This is a genomic window from Methylobacillus sp. MM3, assembly GCF_001645185.1.
GTDB lineage: Bacteria > Pseudomonadota > Gammaproteobacteria > Burkholderiales > Methylophilaceae > MM2.
In genome coordinates this window covers 220455-237088 of sequence record NZ_LXTQ01000030.1, presented here as the reverse complement: position 1 = coordinate 237088, position 16634 = coordinate 220455, and the positions used below count along the sequence as shown (strand labels likewise).

Genomic DNA, 16634 nt, shown 5'->3' with positions numbered 1-16634 from the left:
AAAGTACGATGAGGAGAACTACCATGGCCAAGGTAGTGAAACCTGACGCGGAGTGGAAGTCACAGCTTACGCCAACCCAGTACGAAGTCACACGCCATGCCGCAACCGAGCGGCCCGGGACCGGCGCTTACCTTCATCATCGCGAGCACGGCATTTACACCTGTGTGTGCTGCGGCACGCCGCTGTTCGAGTCGGATACCAAGTTTGATTCCGGCTGCGGCTGGCCCAGCTATTTCAAGGCGCTCAACCCGGAAAATGTACGCGAGAAACGTGATATTTCACACGGCATGATACGCACCGAGGTGATTTGCAATGTATGCGATGCCCATCTCGGTCACGTGTTCCCGGATGGCCCCCCACCGACGGGATTGCGCTATTGCATCAACTCTGCCTCGCTGAGTTTCGAGCCTAAGGTCTGAGGCCTGCGCTACAGGGTGCCTGCTTCCTGCGTGGAAACGAGGTGTTCCACATAACGGACGAAACTCGGGTCTTCGCCGTGCAGCAGGCGCGGAAAATTCGCGCGGAAATCCGGGCGGCTGCACCATTCCAGAATGTAATCTTCCCATGAGTGCCAGCGTCGCGCCTGTTTGGGCGACATGTCATCCTCATGCAGCAGCAGGTATGCGCGTTCGAAGAGCGACATCAGCATGACGAAAACGATGAGCTGCCGCTCTCGTTGATCTTCATTGAGCGAGGTGGTGCCTTCGGTCGAGAATAGTCGCAGGTCAGGATTTTCCAGCGCCACCTTGAGGAAGTCCTGGTAGTTGTCCGAGAGTAGCTGGTAGACCTCCTCCTCCTCGTTTTCCCGTTCCTTGCGCTGCTCGTACAGGAATACCGCGATTGCCAGCGGCAGGCCGATCACGGTGACCACGTAGCTCATCAATTCCCAGGTTTCCAGCGACATGAACCGCTCCTCGGTATTCAGGTCCCGATCAAATTCTTTCGTATCACCCGCGCGGCAGGAAATACGGCCCCGAATGTGCTGCCCTTGCCGATTTCGCTCTGGATTTCCAGCTTGGCCTGGTGCCGCGTCAGGATATGCTTGACGATGGACAGGCCGAGGCCGGTGCCGCCGGTGGAGCGGGAACGGCTACGGTCGACGCGGTAGAAACGCTCGGTCAGGCGGCTGATGTGTTCGGGCTCGATACCGAGGCCGGTATCGGTGACGCTGAAGACTGCATTATCGCCGCGCATGCTCCATTTTAGCGTGATATCGCCGCCCTCCGGGGTGTAGCGGATAGCATTGCTGACCAGATTGCCGAAGGCGCTATGCAATTCCTCGGCGGCGCCATTGAGGTTGAGGTTTTTATCCATTTCCAGCTTCAAGCTATGACGGCCGCTGCTCAGGCTTTCGCCTTCGGTCATCAACATGCCGAGCAGCGATGGCACATCGATTTCGATTTCTTGCGGCGTGGTCCGGTTGCTTTCGAGCTGCGACAGCGTCAGCAGGTCTTCCACCAGGCGGCGCATGCGCAGGGTTTGTTCCTGCATCAGCTTGTAATACTGGCGCATGTTTTCCGGGATGCCACTGCCCATGTCCTCCATCGTTTCGAGGAAGCCGCCGACGACGGTGAGCGGCGTGCGCAGTTCGTGCGAAACATTGGCAATGAAGTCGCGCCGCATGGTTTCGATTTTTTCCATCGGAGTGATGTCGCGGCACAGCAGCAGCTTTTGCTTGTCGCCGAAGGGAATCAGCTGGATTTCAAGCGTGATATCCGGGTTGCGCAGGGTGTTGAGCTTGATCGGCTCGGCGTAATCCTGCGCCTGCAGATAGCTGGTGAATTCAGTCTGGCGGACCAGGTAACCGATGGGCTGGCCGGTATCCTGTGCGGGGTTCAGACCAAGCTGGATTTCCGCCGGCGGATTGCACCACTCGATCTGGTCGTTGTTGTTGAGCAGCACGACGCCGTCGGGCAAGGCGCTGGCGGCATGCTGGAAGCGCTCCAGCGCTGAGGTCAATTCCGTGTGGCTGCTGGTCTGGCGGCGGATTTCCTGATACAGCGCGGCAAACACGTCTTCCCAGATTCCGGATCCGATCGGCATGGCGGCCAGTTCGGGCTGCTTCAGCCACAAGGCAAATTTTTCAAGCCAGTAGAAATGCGCGATCAAATAAGCAATCGCTGCAAAGGCCAGGGTTCCAAAAGCATATTCCAGGCCGAGCAAGGGCCAGAGGAGCAGGCAAAGCAGCAGAGTGGGAATTGACAGCCATAGCAGGCGCCAGCGGAATTCATGCATGTAGTTGCATCCAGTTTTCGGAAGCTGTAGAAAAATTACGTGCGGCGCTACAGCTTCAATCGGACGCACATTATCGGTTACTTCGCCGAGAAACGGTAGCCGACGCCGCGTACGGTCTGGATCATTTCTTCATGCCCGGAAGCGGCGAGCGCCTGGCGCAGGCGGCGGATATGAACGTCCACGGTTCGGTCCTCAACGAATACGCGGTCGCCCCATACGCGATCCAGCACCTGCGAGCGCGAATGTACGCGCTCAGGGTTGGACATGAGGTAGTGCAGCAGACGGAATTCGGTCGGGCCGAGATCGAGCTGGATGCCGTTGCCGGTGACGCGATGGGTGACCGGGTCGAGACGCAACGTGCCGGATTCGATGGGGTCGTCTGTCATCTGCGGCGCGCGACGGCGCAGTACGGCCTTGATGCGCGCGTTCAGTTCGCGCGGCGAGAACGGCTTGGTGACGTAATCGTCCGCGCCGACGTCGAGACCGCGGATCTTGTCGATTTCCTCGCTGCGCGCGGTCAACATGATGATGGGGATACTTTTGCTGTACTCGTCCGACTTCAAACGACGGGCAAACTCGATGCCGCTCATGCCCGGCAGCATCCAGTCGAGCAGGATGAGATCGGGCATGGTCTCGCGCATCAGTTGTTGCGCCTGTTCCACGCTCAAGGCGCGGATCGGATTATGGCCGGCCTGGGTGATGTTGAGCGTCAGCAGCTCCTGGATGGCCGGTTCGTCTTCAATAATCAATATGTTGGCGGGCATCGGAATTCCTTTACCGAACTAAGATGCTGCTCACTATATGACGTCAATGTGACATTTGTGTGACAAAAAATCGGCTAATTGTTTCTCGTCAGCGCGCGGCGCAGCATCCAGATGCCGATCAGTATCATCGGCAGGCTCAGCCATTGCCCCATGCTCATGCCCAGCGCCAGCGGGCCGAGAAAACTATCGGGCTCGCGTGCGAACTCCACAATGAAGCGCGACGCGCCGTAGCCGATCAGAAACAGTCCGGAAACTGCACCCACCGGGCGCGGCTTGCTGGAGTATATCCACAGCAACAGAAACAGCGCGATGCCCTCCAATCCGAATTCATAGAGTTGCGACGGGTGGCGCGGTAGATTATCCACCTGCGGGAAGACTATCGCCCATGGCACATCGGTGGCGCGGCCCCACAGCTCGCCGTTGATGAAGTTACCGAGCCGCCCGGCGCCGAGGCCCAGCGGCACCAGCGGCGCAACGAAGTCCATCACCGCCAGCCAGTTCTTGCCGGTTTTGCGCACGAAGAGCCACATGGCTACCAGCACGCCGAGGAACCCACCGTGGAAAGACATGCCTCCTTGCCATACGGCTAGGATTTCCAAAGGATGACTGAGGTAATAGCCCGGCTGATAGAACAGCACGTAGCCCAGGCGCCCGCCAAGAATCACTCCCAGCGCGCCGTAAAACAGCATGTCGTCGAGATCGCGCTCGCTGACGATGCTGTCGGGATTGCGCCGGATGCGCCATTTGCCGAGAAACAATACGCCCAGGAAACCGATCAGATACATCAAGCCGTACCAATGGATGCCGAAGGAGCCGAGATGGATGGCGATGGGGTCGAATTGCGGGTGAACAAGCATAGAGTCTCGGCGTCTTAATGGGGTAAAATTGCAAGATTATACGTTTTCCCGAGGTTCATCATGCCCCAGTATCGTTCCAGGACCACTACCCACGGTCGTAACATGGCCGGCGCCCGCGCGTTGTGGCGCGCAACCGGGATGAAGGACGAGGACTTCACCAAGCCCATCATCGCCATTGCCAACTCGTTCACCCAGTTCGTTCCGGGTCACGTACATCTGAAGGACATGGGCCAGCTGGTCGCGCGCGAGATCGAAAAGGCCGGTGGCGTCGCCAAGGAATTCAATACCATTGCGGTCGATGACGGCATCGCGATGGGCCACGGCGGCATGCTGTACAGCTTGCCCAGCCGCGACCTGATCGCCGACAGCGTGGAATACATGGTCAATGCGCACTGCGCCGACGCGCTGGTGTGCATCTCCAACTGCGACAAGATCACCCCCGGCATGCTGATGGCGGCGCTGCGTCTCAATATCCCCGTTGTGTTCGTTTCAGGCGGCCCGATGGAAGCAGGGAAGGTCAACTGGAACGGCGTAGTGCGCAAGCTGGATCTGGTGGACGCGATGGTCGAGGCGGCTGACAGCCATGTCAGCGACGCCGATGTGGCCGAGGTCGAGCGTTCCGCTTGCCCGACCTGCGGTTCCTGCTCCGGCATGTTTACTGCCAACTCGATGAACTGCCTGACTGAAGCGCTCGGCCTCTCGCTGCCCGGCAACGGTTCCACGCTGGCGACCCATGCCGACCGCAAGCAGCTTTTCCTGCGCGCCGGCCGTCTGATCGTCGACCTGGCAAAACGTTACTACGAGCAGGATGACGCCAGCGTGCTGCCGCGTTCCATCGCTACTTTCGAGGCCTTCGAGAATGCGATGAGCCTAGACGTGTCCATGGGCGGCTCGACCAACACCGTGCTGCATTTGCTGGCAGCGGCGCACGAAGCCGGCGTGGATTTTACGATGGCCGACATCGACCAGATATCCCGTCGCGTTCCCTGCCTGTCCAAGGTGGCGCCCGCTACGCAGAAATACCATATGGAAGACGTGCACCGTGCCGGCGGCGTGATGGCGATCCTGGGCGAGCTCGATCGCGCCGGTCTGATCCGTCGCGACGTGCCAACGGTGCATGCGCCCAGCATGGCCGCAGCTCTGGACCAGTGGGATATCCGCCGCACGCAGGACAGCGCCGTGCGTGATTTTTTCCGCGCAGCGCCCGGCGGTGTCTCGACCACCATCGCGTTCAGCCAGTCGATGCGTTATCCCGAACTGGATGAAGACCGCGCCGAAGGCTGTATCCGCGACAAAGCGAACGCTTACTCGCAGGATGGTGGCCTCGCTGTGCTGCACGGCAATATCGCGCTCGACGGCTGCATCGTCAAAACCGCAGGCGTGGATGACAGCATTCTCAAATTCACCGGCCGCGCCCGTATTTTCGAAAGCCAGGACGCCGCCGTGGAAGGCATCCTCAATGACCAGATCGTCGCCGGCGACGTGGTGGTAATCCGCTACGAAGGCCCGCGCGGTGGCCCCGGCATGCAGGAAATGCTGTATCCGACCAGCTATCTGAAGTCCAAGGGGCTGGGCAAGGAGTGCGCCCTGCTCACCGACGGTCGTTTTTCCGGCGGCACCTCGGGTCTGTCCATCGGCCATGCTTCTCCTGAAGCGGCCGAAGGCGGCGCGATTGGCCTGGTGGAAGAGGGCGACACCATCGAAATCGATATCCCCAACCGCCGCATTCATCTGGATGTTTCGGTGGAAGAGCTGGAAAGCCGCCGCAAGGCGATGGAAGCCAAGGGCGCGCAGGCCTGGAAGCCCGTCAATCGCGAGCGTACGGTATCGCCGGCGTTGCGGGCTTATGCGGCAATGACGACATCGGCAGCCAAGGGGGCGGTGCGGGACGTTTCTCAAGTGGAGAAACGTTAGGCTTGCATACTGTTCTTGTCCTCGGGGGCTACGGCAATTTCGGCGCTTACATCAGCCGCGCGCTGGCTCAGGATGACAATCTTCGGTTGCTGATCGCCGGTCGCGACGAAAAGAAGGCGCGTCGTTTCGCCGCCGAGATCGGTTTGCCGGAACGGCAAGGGATAGCGCTCGACGCCGATGTTACTTCGCTGGCTCGCCAACTGGAGGCGATGGCGGTGAATACCGTCATCCATACCGCCGGGCCATTTCAACAGCAGGACTACCGCGTTGCGCAGGCATGCATCGATGCGGGTTGCCATTACCTCGACCTGGCCGATGGCCGGGATTTTGTGGCAGGCATCGGCAAGCTGGACGCTGCCGCGCATCTGGCAGAAGTGCTGGTGGCGAGCGGGGCAAGTTCGGTTCCGGCATTGTCCTCGGCTGCGGTGGATTATTTCCTTCCTGAATTTTCGCGCCTCGACTCGATCCGCCATGCGATTGTTTCCGGTGCGAAAACGCCCGGACTGGCGACCTTGCGGGCGGTGCTGGGTTATTGCGGCAAGCCTTTCATGCGGCTGGAAAAAGGCTTGTGGAAAGGCGTTTTCGGCTGGCAGGATTTGCATCGCCGGCGCTATCCCGCCCCCATAGGCAAGCGCTGGTTGGGCAATTGCGATGTGCCCGATCTGGCAGTCTTCGCGCAACGCTATCCGGACGTAACAACCGTGACCTTCCATGCCGGGCTCGGTGTCCCCGTGGCGCATCTGGCGACCTGGTTTTTTTCCTGGCTGGTGCGCTGGGGCATCGTGAACAATATGGCCGAATGGGCCCAATCCCTGCACTGGATCAGTCGGAGGCTGGAGATTCTCGGCCCACAGGCTTCCGCGATGCATGTCGAGCTTTCCGGCATCGATCATCAAGGCCGGCCGCTGACACGTGTTTGGCATATCCTGGCGGGGCAGCATCACGGCCCGCACATTCCCTGCGGTGCCGCGATTGCATTGGTTCGCAAGCTGGCGAGCGGCAGTGTGACGGAACGCGGCGCCATGCCATGTGTCGGATTACTGACGCTCGATGAATACATGGGTGCGTTGGTCGGGCTGGATATCCGGCAGATACACGGCTGACACATGGAGTATCTGCTGCTGAAGTGGATGCACATCCTCAGTGCCACGCTGATGTTCGGTACCGGCTTGGGGACGGCATTCTACAAATGGACGACCGACCGCTCCGGCGACGTGCGCAGCATTGCCGTGGTGATGGAGCGTGTGGTGCTGGCCGACTGGCTGTTCACCACACCTACGGCGATCATTCAGCCGATCACCGGCTTGTGGATGGTATATCTCGCCGGATGGCCGCTGACGCAGGGCTGGGTGGCGTGGGCCATCGGCCTGTACCTTTTGGCCGGTGCCTGCTGGCTTCCCGTGGTGTGGCAGCAGATCGAAATGCGGCGGCTATCGCGTATCGCTGTACGCCGTGGGGAAGCCCTTACTCAACGCTATTGGCAATTGTGCCGCTACTGGATGTGGCTGGGCATGGTCGCATTTACCGCCATGATCGTGGTTTACGGTTTGATGGTATTCAAGCCAGTCATGCCCGCGGTTGCTGCGGCATTCCGACAATGAAGGACATCATCATGAACATGGAAGAATTGAACACCCGTTTCGGTATCGGCAAGCAACTCAAGTTCGTCGAAGACCCCAGCGGCCTGGTGGTGGCCGAGATCGAAAACCCGCTGGCTTCTGCCCGGTTGACGCTGCAAGGTGCGCATCTGCTGGCCTGGCGGCCGAGATCGACCTCGGTTCCGGTCGTGTGGTATTCGGAGAAAGCCAGGCTTATACAGGGCAGGCCGGCGCATAGCGGTGCTCCGGTGTGCTGGCCGTGGTTCGGCGTGCATCCGAACGATCCCGGGCTGCCCGCGCACGGATTTGCGCGCAATCATCCTTGGGAAGTCATCGGCGCTTCTGCCGAGGAAGATGGTGCAACGCGGCTGACCCTGCGCCTGTTGCAAGGTGCGGATACCCATGCGCAATGGCCTCATTCTTCGCTGTTGACGCTGGATGTGCTGTTAGGCGAGACGCTGCGCATGACACTGACCACGACCAATACGGGCGACGAAGAATTTGTGATCGGCGAGGCTTTCCACACCTATTTTCAGGTAGCGGATATTGCCAAGGTAAAAGTGGTCGGTTTAGAAGGCTGCGCCTATCTGGACAAGGTCGAGAACTTTGTGCGCAGGCAGCAGGAAGGCGTCATCGATTTCACCGGCGAAACGGATCGCGTGTATGTCGATACCGAAGCGGAGTGCGTGATTGAGGATCCGGGCTTGCGCCGCCGCATCCGCATCGCGAAGTCCGGCAGTGCGACGACGGTAGTCTGGACCCCGTGGCAGGAAAAGGCGGCCGGAATCGACGACGTCGGAGATCAGTGGCCGCGCATGCTGTGCGTGGAGTCGGCAAATGCCGCGCACAATATGGTCAAGGTCGCGCCGCGCAGCACGCATGCGCTGACGGTGGAGTATCGCACCGAACATTTGTGAATCTGCTGAAACAAGCACGGCCAATTGTTGACTAAACTATTCGTTATTGCAGTCTTTTTGCGCGACTGACCAAGCCTCACCGAGGTGACTCCATGTCCAACCGTCTTGCCGGCGAAACCAGCCCCTACCTTTTGCAGCACGCCGATAACCCCGTGGATTGGTATCCCTGGGGTGAGGAAGCGCTCACATTGGCGCGAGAGCAGAACAAGCCGATCTTGCTTTCCATCGGCTATTCCGCCTGCCACTGGTGCCATGTGATGGCGCACGAATCCTTCGAGGATACTGCCACCGCGGCGGTGATGAACGAGTTGTTCGTCAATATCAAGGTGGACCGCGAGGAGCGACCCGACCTCGACCAGATTTACCAGAGCGCACACTCCATACTTTCCCGCGCTGGCGGCGGCTGGCCGCTGACGATGTTTCTGTCGCCCGACCAAGTCCCGTTTTTCGGCGGCACTTATTTCCCGCCCACGCCACGCTACAACCTGCCCGGATTTGCCGATCTGCTGAAACATATCGCCTCGACCTGGCACGAGCGCCGGGGCGAAATCGAATCGCAGAATGAATCGGTTCTCGCCGTGCTGGAAAAAACCATGCGACAGGACACCCCGGCCGAACTTGACGGTGCGGCGGTGACGGCGGCGGCCGCGCATCTGGCCGAGATGTTCGACAAGGTGAACGGCGGCTTCGGCGGCGCGCCCAAGTTTCCCAATCCGGCCGATCTGGCGCTATTGCTCCAGCAAGCCGGGCATGGCGACGAGAACGCCCGTCACATGTTGGCGCTGACGCTGACCAGGATGGCCGAGGGCGGCATCTACGACCACGTCGGCGGCGGCTTCAGCCGTTACAGCGTGGACGATCATTGGGAAATCCCGCACTTCGAAAAAATGCTCTACGACAATGGCCAACTGCTATGCCTCTATAGCGACGGTTGGCGCATGACGAAGGATGCACATTACCTGGAAGTCATCAAACGCACCGTGGATTGGGCGATGCGCGAGATGCGTTCGCCGCAAGGCGCGTTTTACTCCTCGCTGGATGCGGACAGCGAGGGCGTAGAGGGCAAGTTTTACGTCTGGCAGAAAGAGGAATTGCGGCAGTTGCTCAATGAGCAGGAAGAGCAGTTCCTCGAGCAGCGCTTCCGGCTGGGATCCACGCCCAATTTCGAGCATGCCTGGCATTTGCATGCAACACGCAGTTTTGCAGAAGCGGCCAAGGCTTTGGGGCTGACGACTGAGAACGCAATAAGCGTGTGGAAATCCGCGCGCGGCAAGCTCTACGATTACCGGGCGCAGCGTATTCCGCCGGGCCGCGACGACAAGATACTGGCCAGCTGGAATGCGCTGATGATCCAGGGCCTGGCGCGTGCGGCCCGTGTATGCGGTCGTATGGAATGGGCGGCTGCAGCTCACGAAGCCGTGGATTTCATCCGAAGTCATTTATGGCGGGAAGGTAAATTGCTGGCGACGAGCAAGGATGGCAAGGCGCACCTGAACGCATATCTCGACGATCATGCCTTCCTGCTCGCGGCATTGCTCGATCTGCTTCAGGCTGATTTTCGCAAGACAGACCTGGACTTTGCCATTGATCTTGCCGAAGCGCTTCTGGCGCGGTTCGAGGATCAGGAAACGGGCGGCTTCTTTTTCACCAGCCACGATCATGAGCCGCTGATCCAACGCCCCAAATCCGCTTTCGACAATGCCACGCCCTCCGGCAACGGTATCGCCGCATTGTCTTTGCAGCGGCTCGGCCATCTGACTGGCGAGGTGCGTTATCTACAGGCCGCCGAAAAAACCCTGCGGGCATTCGCCACCATCATGGGGCGCAATCCCGCGGCCTGTCCCAGCATGGTGATGGCGCTCGACGAATATCTGGTGCCTCCGACTCTTGTGATACTGCGCGGTCCGCAGGCCGATGTTCAGTCCTGGAAGGAAAGGCTGGATAAATCATGGCTGCCTTCGGCGCTGGTGATGGCCTTGCCGGAGGCGATACGCGACTTGCCCGCAATACTTGAACGGCCAATGCAAAATAATGTCAACGCATGGGTATGTCGAGGCGTTGAGTGCTTGCCTGCAATCGCTGACTGGGAAGCCCTGCTGGAGACCTTGCGGCCCCTTGGCAATAAGGGTGAAACACGTTTATGATTGCTTACCTGCAATGGGTGTTCGCTTAACTGGTTCAATTACAAGATCGAAATCGAAGGAGTAAACATGAAAGCATTGATGATGGCGGTTGCTGCCGCTGGTTCCCTGATGATCGCCGGCACTGCCAGCGCCGATGCCGCAGCAGCTCAGGCTCTGGCACAAAAGAGTGGCTGCCTGGCTTGTCACAGTCTTGACAAGAAGGTTCTCGGCCCGTCCTACAAGGATGTTGCTGCGAAGTACAAGGGCCAGAAGGATGCTGAAGCCAAGCTGGTCGAGAAGGTCAAGAAGGGTGGCAGCGGTACTTGGGGCCCGATCCCGATGCCCGCAAACAGCCCGCAAGTGAAGGACGAGGACATCAAGACCATCGTCAAGTGGATCCTGACCCTGTAAATTCAGGTCACGGAATCACACATCGCAAAGCCGGTCACATGACCGGCTTTTTTATTGTGGTTTTTTTTGCCGTTATTTGATCAGGCCGAACAGATAAAGAAATATCGCCACGATGGCGAGCGGCGATATAAAACGGATGGTGAATCGCCATAGCGCATAAGCCCGTACGGCAATCCCGAGTTCTTCCCGCACATGGCGCGTTTGCATTACCCAACCCGCGAATATCGCCATCAGTAGCCCGCCAAGAGGAAGCATGATGTTGGTAGTGAGCTTGTCCAGAGTGTCGAAAATATTCAGGCCGAACAGCAGCTTCACGTCTTTCCATTCGTTGAACGAGAGCACAACGGCGATGCCGAGCAGCCAATCGACCATCGCGATCATCAAAGCGGCGCGCTTACGTGTGATGGGCGTGTTTTCGGTAATCCAGGCAATGGCCGGTTCCACCAGCGAAATGGCCGATGTCCAGGCGGCGAAAGCGACCAGAACGAAAAACAGCGTTCCCATCAGACTGCCCGCCGGCATGCTGCCGAAGGCAATGGGCAGGGTCTGGAAGATCAACCCCGGGCCGGCCGCCGGCTCCAGCCCGTTGGCGAACACCAGCGAGAAGATTGCCAGCCCGACCAGCAAGCCAACAGCGGTATCGGCGATGGCGACATACATCGTGGTGCGGGCGATGGAAATATGCGGCTGCAGGTAGGAACCGTAAACCATCACGGCGCCCATGCCCAGGCTAAGCGAAAAAAATGCATGGCCGAGCGCCGACAGCACGGCCCCCGGCGTCACCTTGGAAAAATCCGGTGTGAACATAAACCTGGCCGAGTCGGCAAAATTGCCTACCGCCATGCTGTAGCCGAGCAGCACCAGCAGTATGGCGAACAAGGCCGGCATCAAAATCTTGTTGGCCTGCTCCAGCCCTGCATTGACCCCGCGCGCCACCACGCCCATGGTCATCGCGATGAATAGCGTATGCCACAGAATCAGCTCCAGCGGGGTCGCCAGGAATGCGGCGAAATGCTCCTGCGCCAGCTTGCCGTCCATGCCCTTGAACATACCGCTGGCCGCGCGCACTACGTAATCCAATATCCAGCCGGCAATCACGCTGTAAAAACCCAAGATCAGGAGACCGGCGATCAGCCCCATGATACCCACCCATTTCCATATGCCAGCCGCATTGGCTTCCGCCGCCAATGCCAGCATGCCGTCCACCGGGTTACGCTGGGCGCGGCGTCCCAGCATGATTTCGCACATCATCAGCGGAATGCCGACCAGCGCGATGCAGGCGAGAAATACCAGCACAAAGGCGCTGCCGCCGTTGACGCCGGTCATGTAGGGGAATTTCCAGATATTGCCGAGGCCGATGGCCGACCCGGCTGTCGCCAGAATGAATGTCCAGCGGTTGGTCCAGTGACTGCGGTGCGTGACTTGCGTCATGTTGCCCTCCTTATGCGCGGGTGGACACCCGCGCTACAAGAGTTTTCCAGTCGGGTTTATCTTTGTTCCGCCACAATTTCCTGCGGTTTACCGTTGAAATAGCGTTCTGTTTCTGCCTTGATGACCTTGGACAGCAGCAACAGCCCGATCAGGTTGGGAATCGCCATCATGCCGTTCATCAGATCGGAGAAGTTCCAGACGAATTCCAGGCTGGTGGTTGCGCCGACAATCACCGCCGCGATGAAGAAGATGCGATAGATGCGGATGGAGCGCGAGCCGAACAGATATTCGATGGCTTTTTCACCGTAATAATTCCAGCCGATGAGGGTGGAGTAGGCGAATAGCGCGATCGACAATGCGACCAGTACCTCACCCGCGCTGCCCAGCGTTTCGGCCATGCTGGCGCTGGTCAGTTGCTCGGCGCCGACGCCCTGTGTCCAGGGGGTCGCGGTCAGGATGACTAGCGCTGTCATCGAGCACACCACAAGTGTATCGATGAAAGTCTGCGTCATGCTTACCAGCGCCTGCTTTACCGGATCGCTGGTGCGTGCTGCCGCCGCTGCAATCGGTGCCGAGCCCAGCCCGGATTCATTGGAAAATACGCCGCGCGCGATACCAAAGCGCATGGCAGCAGCGATGGTGGCGCCGGCGAATCCACCTGTAGCTGCTGCCGGATTGAATGCATGATAGAAAATCAGGCCGAGTGCGGCGGGAATTTCGGCAGCGTTGAGCGCCAGGGTAACCAATGAGGTGCCCACGTAGCCGAGAATCATGAACGGTACAAGGAACGAAGTAAATTTGCCGATAGAGCGAATGCCGCCGAGGATGACCAGTGCCGTCAGCACCATGAGTACGAGGCCGGTAGCGAGCGTGTCGATATGAAAGGTGCTCTCGAAAATCTTGGCGGTGGCATTCGCCTGCGTCATGTTGCCGATGCCGAAAGCCGCGAGTGCAGTGAATACGGCGAACAACGTGCCCAGCCAGGGCAGGCCGGCACCTTTCGCGAGATAATACATCGGCCCGCCGCGCATGCCGTACTCGCCTTTTTCGCGGTATTTGATCGCCAGCACAGCCTCGGAATACTTGGTCGCCATGCCGACCAGGCCGGTCATCCACATCCAGAACACGGCGCCGGGGCCGCCGAGCGTAATCGCCGTGGCGACGCCGACGATGTTGCCGATGCCGACAGTCGCCGCCAGCGCCGTCATCAGCGCGGCAAAATGGCTGATATCGCCCTCGTGATGGTGATCCTTGCGGAAAATCAGGCGAAACGCCAAGGGCAGCGCGCGGAACTGCATGCCTTTCAGCAGCACGGTCAGATAGAGCCCGGTACCTACCAGCAGGGTCAGCATCGGCGGCCCCCAGACCCATCCGGATAATGTGGCCATCAGTGTTTCCACGGCGTTCATGCGCTTGTCTCCCTGTTAATTATCCCCGCGCGAATTATGACAGAAACTTGACGGAAGTTATGCCAGCCAATCTTTGCCGGTCAGAAACTCCGTGTATAGCCGGGCTTCCGCCGATCCGGCTTCCGGTCGCCAGTCATAGCGCCATTTGACGATGGGCGGCAGCGACATCAGGATGGATTCGGTGCGGCCGCCCGATTGCAGGCCGAAGAGGGTGCCGCGGTCGAACACCAGGTTGAATTCGACATAACGACCGCGCCGGTAGGCCTGAAAGTCGCGCTCGCGCTCGCCGTAAGGCGTGTCCTTGCGGCGTTGCAGGACGGGAAGGTAAGCATTCAGGAAGGAGTCGCCCACGCTTTTCACCATCGCCAAGCTCTGTTCGAAGCCGGGCTCGCTGAAATCGTCAAAGAAAATGCCGCCAATACCGCGCGGTTCCTTGCGATGCTTGAGGTAGAAGTATTCGTCGCACCAGTGCTTGAAGCGTGGGTAAAGCTCGGTGCCGAACGGGTCGAGCGCCTGGCGGCAGGTGCGGTGGAAATGGATCGCGTCTTCTTCAAAGCCGTAATACGGCGTCAGATCCATGCCGCCGCCGAACCACCAGATCGGCTCCTCGCCGGGTTTTGTGGCGATGAAGCAGCGCACGTTCATATGCACCGTTGGAGCGTAGGGATTGCGCGGATGCAATACCAGCGATACGCCCATTGCCTCAAAGCCGCGTCCCGCCAGTTCCGGGCGATTGGCGCTGGCCAACGGAGGCAGGCGGTCACCGGTCACATGCGAAAAATTGACGCCGCCGCGTTCAAAGACATTCCCTTCCTCGATCACGCAACTGATCCCGCCGCCGCCTTCCGGGCGCTGCCAGGAGTCGTTCAGGAAATTCTTGCCGTCGACCAGTTCCAGCGATTCGACAATGCGATGCTGGAGGTTGGTCAGGTAGTCGAGGATGAGATGGGTGTTCATGATGTCGTCTTCCAATATGTCTGGCGGCAATTGTAGCGCAGGCGTCTCGCCTGCAAATCGGAAAAGCAGCCATGGGCGATGCAGGCGAGGACGCCTGCGCTACAGATTTCTCGCCGCGATAAAGGCGCATTATTTCCTGATAATTTTCCCGGTCAGCAGGTCTTGTATCGTCGAAGGCCGCCGGCGTGCCCCTATCGGCCCCGGTATCACCAGTACGCGCTTGCCGAACAGGCGTCGGCATTCTGCTGCTGTCTTGGCCGGCTTGCCTCCGCTCAGGTTGGCACTGGTCGATACGAGCGCCATTTTCGCCGCGCGGCACAAGCCGGCGGCTCCGCGATGGGCGGTTACGCGCACTGCAACGGAGTCATGCGCGCCGCGCAGGCTTGTCGGGCAGTCGCGGGAGGCTGGAACCAGCCAGGTATGCGGCCCTGGCCAGCGTGAGCGCATGCGATTTGCAAGCTCGGGAGTCAGGTCGGCAAGAAAAGGACGTAATTGCCGCGGGTGCGCGGCGATCAGGATCAGCCCCTTGGAAGGGCTGCGCTTTTTCAGTTTCAGCACGCGCTTGACCGCATGTGGATTCATTGGGTCGCAGCCCAGCCCATAGCAGGATTCCGTCGGGTACGCGATGACGCCTCCACGCTGCAGATGCTTGCGGATGCGCCATGCGTCCATGTCAGGGCGTGTTCACGCGAATTACTTGACGGCGCGCCAGCCGATGTCGCGCCGCATCTGGCTGCCTTCGAAATAGATGCCTTCGGCAATGGCGTAAGCGCGGCTCTGGGCCTGCTTGACGGTATCGCCCAGGGCCGTGACGCACAGCACGCGTCCGCCGCTGGTGACCGGCTGGCCGTTTTCCATCGTCGTGCCGGCGTGAAAGACGTGCGCGTCCTGCAGGCCCTGGGGCAGGCCGGTGATGGCGTCACCCTTGCGCGGGGTATCGGGATAGCCGGCTGAAGCCATGACGACGCCCAGCGCGGTACGGCGATCCCAGTCCGCTTCGGCCTTGTCCAGTGTGCCGTTGACAGCGTGCTCGACCAGCCCGACCAGGTCGCTTTTCAGGCGCAGCATGATGGGCTGGGTTTCGGGGTCGCCCATGCGGCAGTTGAATTCCAGCGTTTTCGGCACGCCGTTCTTGTCTATCATCAAGCCGGCATACAGGAAGCCGGTGTAACGGATGCCGTCTTTCGCCATGCCCTGGATGGTCGGGCGGATGATTTCGCGCATGACGCGGGCATGCATTTCGGGCGTTACGATGGGGGCGGGCGAATAAGCGCCCATGCCACCGGTGTTCGGGCCCTGGTCGCCGTCCAGCAATCGCTTGTGGTCCTGGCTGGTGGCGAGCGGCAGTATGTGCTCGCCGTCGCACATCACGATGAAGCTGGCTTCCTCGCCTTCGAGGAACTCTTCAATCACGACGCGCGCGCCGGCTGCGCCGAGCTTGTTGTCGGCCAGCATCATGTCGATGGCGTCATGCGCCTCGGTTTCGCTCATTGCGACCACGACGCCCTTGCCGGCAGCCAATCCATCCGCCTTGATCACGATGGGCGCACCTTGTGCCTTGACGTAATCATGCGCGGCGGCGGCATCGGAAAATGTCGCGTAGGCAGCGGTTGGAATGCCGTGGCGCTGCATGAAAGCCTTGGCGAAATCCTTGGAGGATTCCAACTGCGCGGCGGCCCTGGTCGGCCCGAAAATTTTCAGGCCGGCGACGCGAAAGGTATCGACCACTCCCTGCGACAGCGGCGCCTCCGGTCCGACGACCGTCAGCGCGATGTGCTCGTCCTCGGCAAACTTTACCAGGTCGGGAATCGACGTGATCGCGACATTCTGCATATCGGGGTCGAGTGCCGTGCCGGCATTTCCGGGAGCGACGTAAACACGGCTCACTTTCGGGTTTTGCGACAGTTTCCACGCCAGCGCATGTTCGCGTCCGCCGTTACCAATCACCAATACTTTCATTTCAAATCCTTTTCACCACGGAGATCACGGAGAACACGGAGCCACAATAACCTCTGTGT

The 16634-nt window shown here is 59.8% G+C and carries 16 protein-coding genes; 7 read left to right on the top strand and 9 right to left on the bottom strand.

Annotated features, from left to right (window positions below; all coding sequences use genetic code 11):
• Nucleotides 1-23 precede the first annotated feature (23 nt).
• Complete coding sequence (gene msrB / locus A7976_RS10000) at nucleotides 24-419, top strand: peptide-methionine (R)-S-oxide reductase MsrB (RefSeq protein WP_067110930.1); 396 nt, start codon at nucleotides 24-26, stop codon at nucleotides 417-419.
• Nucleotides 420-427: 8 nt separating this feature from the next.
• On the opposite strand, the gene A7976_RS09995 is transcribed toward msrB, so the two are convergent.
• The 4 genes from A7976_RS09995 to lgt form a co-directional block, all read right to left on the bottom strand.
• On the bottom strand, nucleotides 428-904 hold the full coding sequence (locus A7976_RS09995; RefSeq protein WP_067110927.1) for a hypothetical protein: 477 nt from the start codon (nucleotides 902-904) through the stop codon (nucleotides 428-430).
• Nucleotides 905-921: 17 nt separating this feature from the next.
• Nucleotides 922-2235 (bottom strand): phosphate regulon sensor histidine kinase PhoR, encoded by a 1314-nt coding sequence (phoR, locus tag A7976_RS09990; protein WP_067110923.1) that lies wholly within the window; start codon nucleotides 2233-2235, stop codon nucleotides 922-924.
• 77 nt (nucleotides 2236-2312) lie between these two features.
• Complete coding sequence (phoB, locus tag A7976_RS09985; RefSeq protein WP_067110920.1) at nucleotides 2313-2999, bottom strand: phosphate regulon transcriptional regulator PhoB; 687 nt, start codon at nucleotides 2997-2999, stop codon at nucleotides 2313-2315.
• Between the two features lie 74 nt (nucleotides 3000-3073).
• On the bottom strand, nucleotides 3074-3856 hold the full coding sequence (gene lgt, locus A7976_RS09980; protein ID WP_067110918.1) for a prolipoprotein diacylglyceryl transferase: 783 nt from the start codon (nucleotides 3854-3856) through the stop codon (nucleotides 3074-3076).
• A gap of 60 nt (nucleotides 3857-3916) precedes the next feature.
• On the opposite strand from lgt, the gene ilvD reads away from it, so the two are divergent.
• From ilvD to A7976_RS09950, 6 genes are all read left to right on the top strand, one after another.
• Nucleotides 3917-5770, top strand: coding sequence for a dihydroxy-acid dehydratase (ilvD, locus tag A7976_RS09975; RefSeq protein ID WP_067110915.1), 1854 nt, complete (start codon nucleotides 3917-3919; stop codon nucleotides 5768-5770).
• 2 nt (nucleotides 5771-5772) lie between these two features.
• Nucleotides 5773-6873 carry a saccharopine dehydrogenase family protein gene (locus A7976_RS09970; protein WP_067110912.1) on the top strand — a complete coding sequence of 367 codons (1101 nt, stop codon included), beginning with the start codon at nucleotides 5773-5775 and terminating at the stop codon, nucleotides 6871-6873.
• Nucleotides 6874-6876: 3 nt separating this feature from the next.
• Entirely contained in the window at nucleotides 6877-7371 is a 495-nt protein-coding gene (locus tag A7976_RS09965) for a DUF2269 domain-containing protein (RefSeq protein WP_067110909.1), read from the top strand.
• A gap of 11 nt (nucleotides 7372-7382) precedes the next feature.
• Nucleotides 7383-8285 (top strand): D-hexose-6-phosphate mutarotase, encoded by a 903-nt coding sequence (locus A7976_RS09960; protein ID WP_067111179.1) that lies wholly within the window; start codon nucleotides 7383-7385, stop codon nucleotides 8283-8285.
• A 92-nt stretch (nucleotides 8286-8377) separates the two neighbouring features.
• A complete protein-coding gene (locus tag A7976_RS09955) occupies nucleotides 8378-10429 on the top strand; it encodes a thioredoxin domain-containing protein (protein ID WP_067110905.1) in 2052 nt (683 codons plus the stop codon).
• A 66-nt stretch (nucleotides 10430-10495) separates the two neighbouring features.
• Nucleotides 10496-10819 (top strand): c-type cytochrome, encoded by a 324-nt coding sequence (locus A7976_RS09950; protein ID WP_067110904.1) that lies wholly within the window; start codon nucleotides 10496-10498, stop codon nucleotides 10817-10819.
• A 72-nt stretch (nucleotides 10820-10891) separates the two neighbouring features.
• On the opposite strand, the gene A7976_RS09945 is transcribed toward A7976_RS09950, so the two are convergent.
• From A7976_RS09945 to purD, 5 genes are all read right to left on the bottom strand, one after another.
• Nucleotides 10892-12250 carry a sodium-dependent transporter gene (locus tag A7976_RS09945; RefSeq protein WP_067110903.1) on the bottom strand — a complete coding sequence of 453 codons (1359 nt, stop codon included), beginning with the start codon at nucleotides 12248-12250 and terminating at the stop codon, nucleotides 10892-10894.
• A gap of 56 nt (nucleotides 12251-12306) precedes the next feature.
• On the bottom strand, nucleotides 12307-13659 hold the full coding sequence (locus A7976_RS09940) for a sodium:alanine symporter family protein (RefSeq protein WP_067110902.1): 1353 nt from the start codon (nucleotides 13657-13659) through the stop codon (nucleotides 12307-12309).
• Nucleotides 13660-13716: 57 nt separating this feature from the next.
• On the bottom strand, nucleotides 13717-14616 hold the full coding sequence (gene hemF, locus A7976_RS09935; protein WP_067111176.1) for an oxygen-dependent coproporphyrinogen oxidase: 900 nt from the start codon (nucleotides 14614-14616) through the stop codon (nucleotides 13717-13719).
• A 129-nt stretch (nucleotides 14617-14745) separates the two neighbouring features.
• On the bottom strand, nucleotides 14746-15288 hold the full coding sequence (locus A7976_RS09930) for an L-threonylcarbamoyladenylate synthase (protein ID WP_067110901.1): 543 nt from the start codon (nucleotides 15286-15288) through the stop codon (nucleotides 14746-14748).
• A gap of 21 nt (nucleotides 15289-15309) precedes the next feature.
• Nucleotides 15310-16575 (bottom strand): phosphoribosylamine--glycine ligase, encoded by a 1266-nt coding sequence (gene purD / locus A7976_RS09925; RefSeq protein ID WP_067110899.1) that lies wholly within the window; start codon nucleotides 16573-16575, stop codon nucleotides 15310-15312.
• Nucleotides 16576-16634 lie beyond the last annotated feature (59 nt).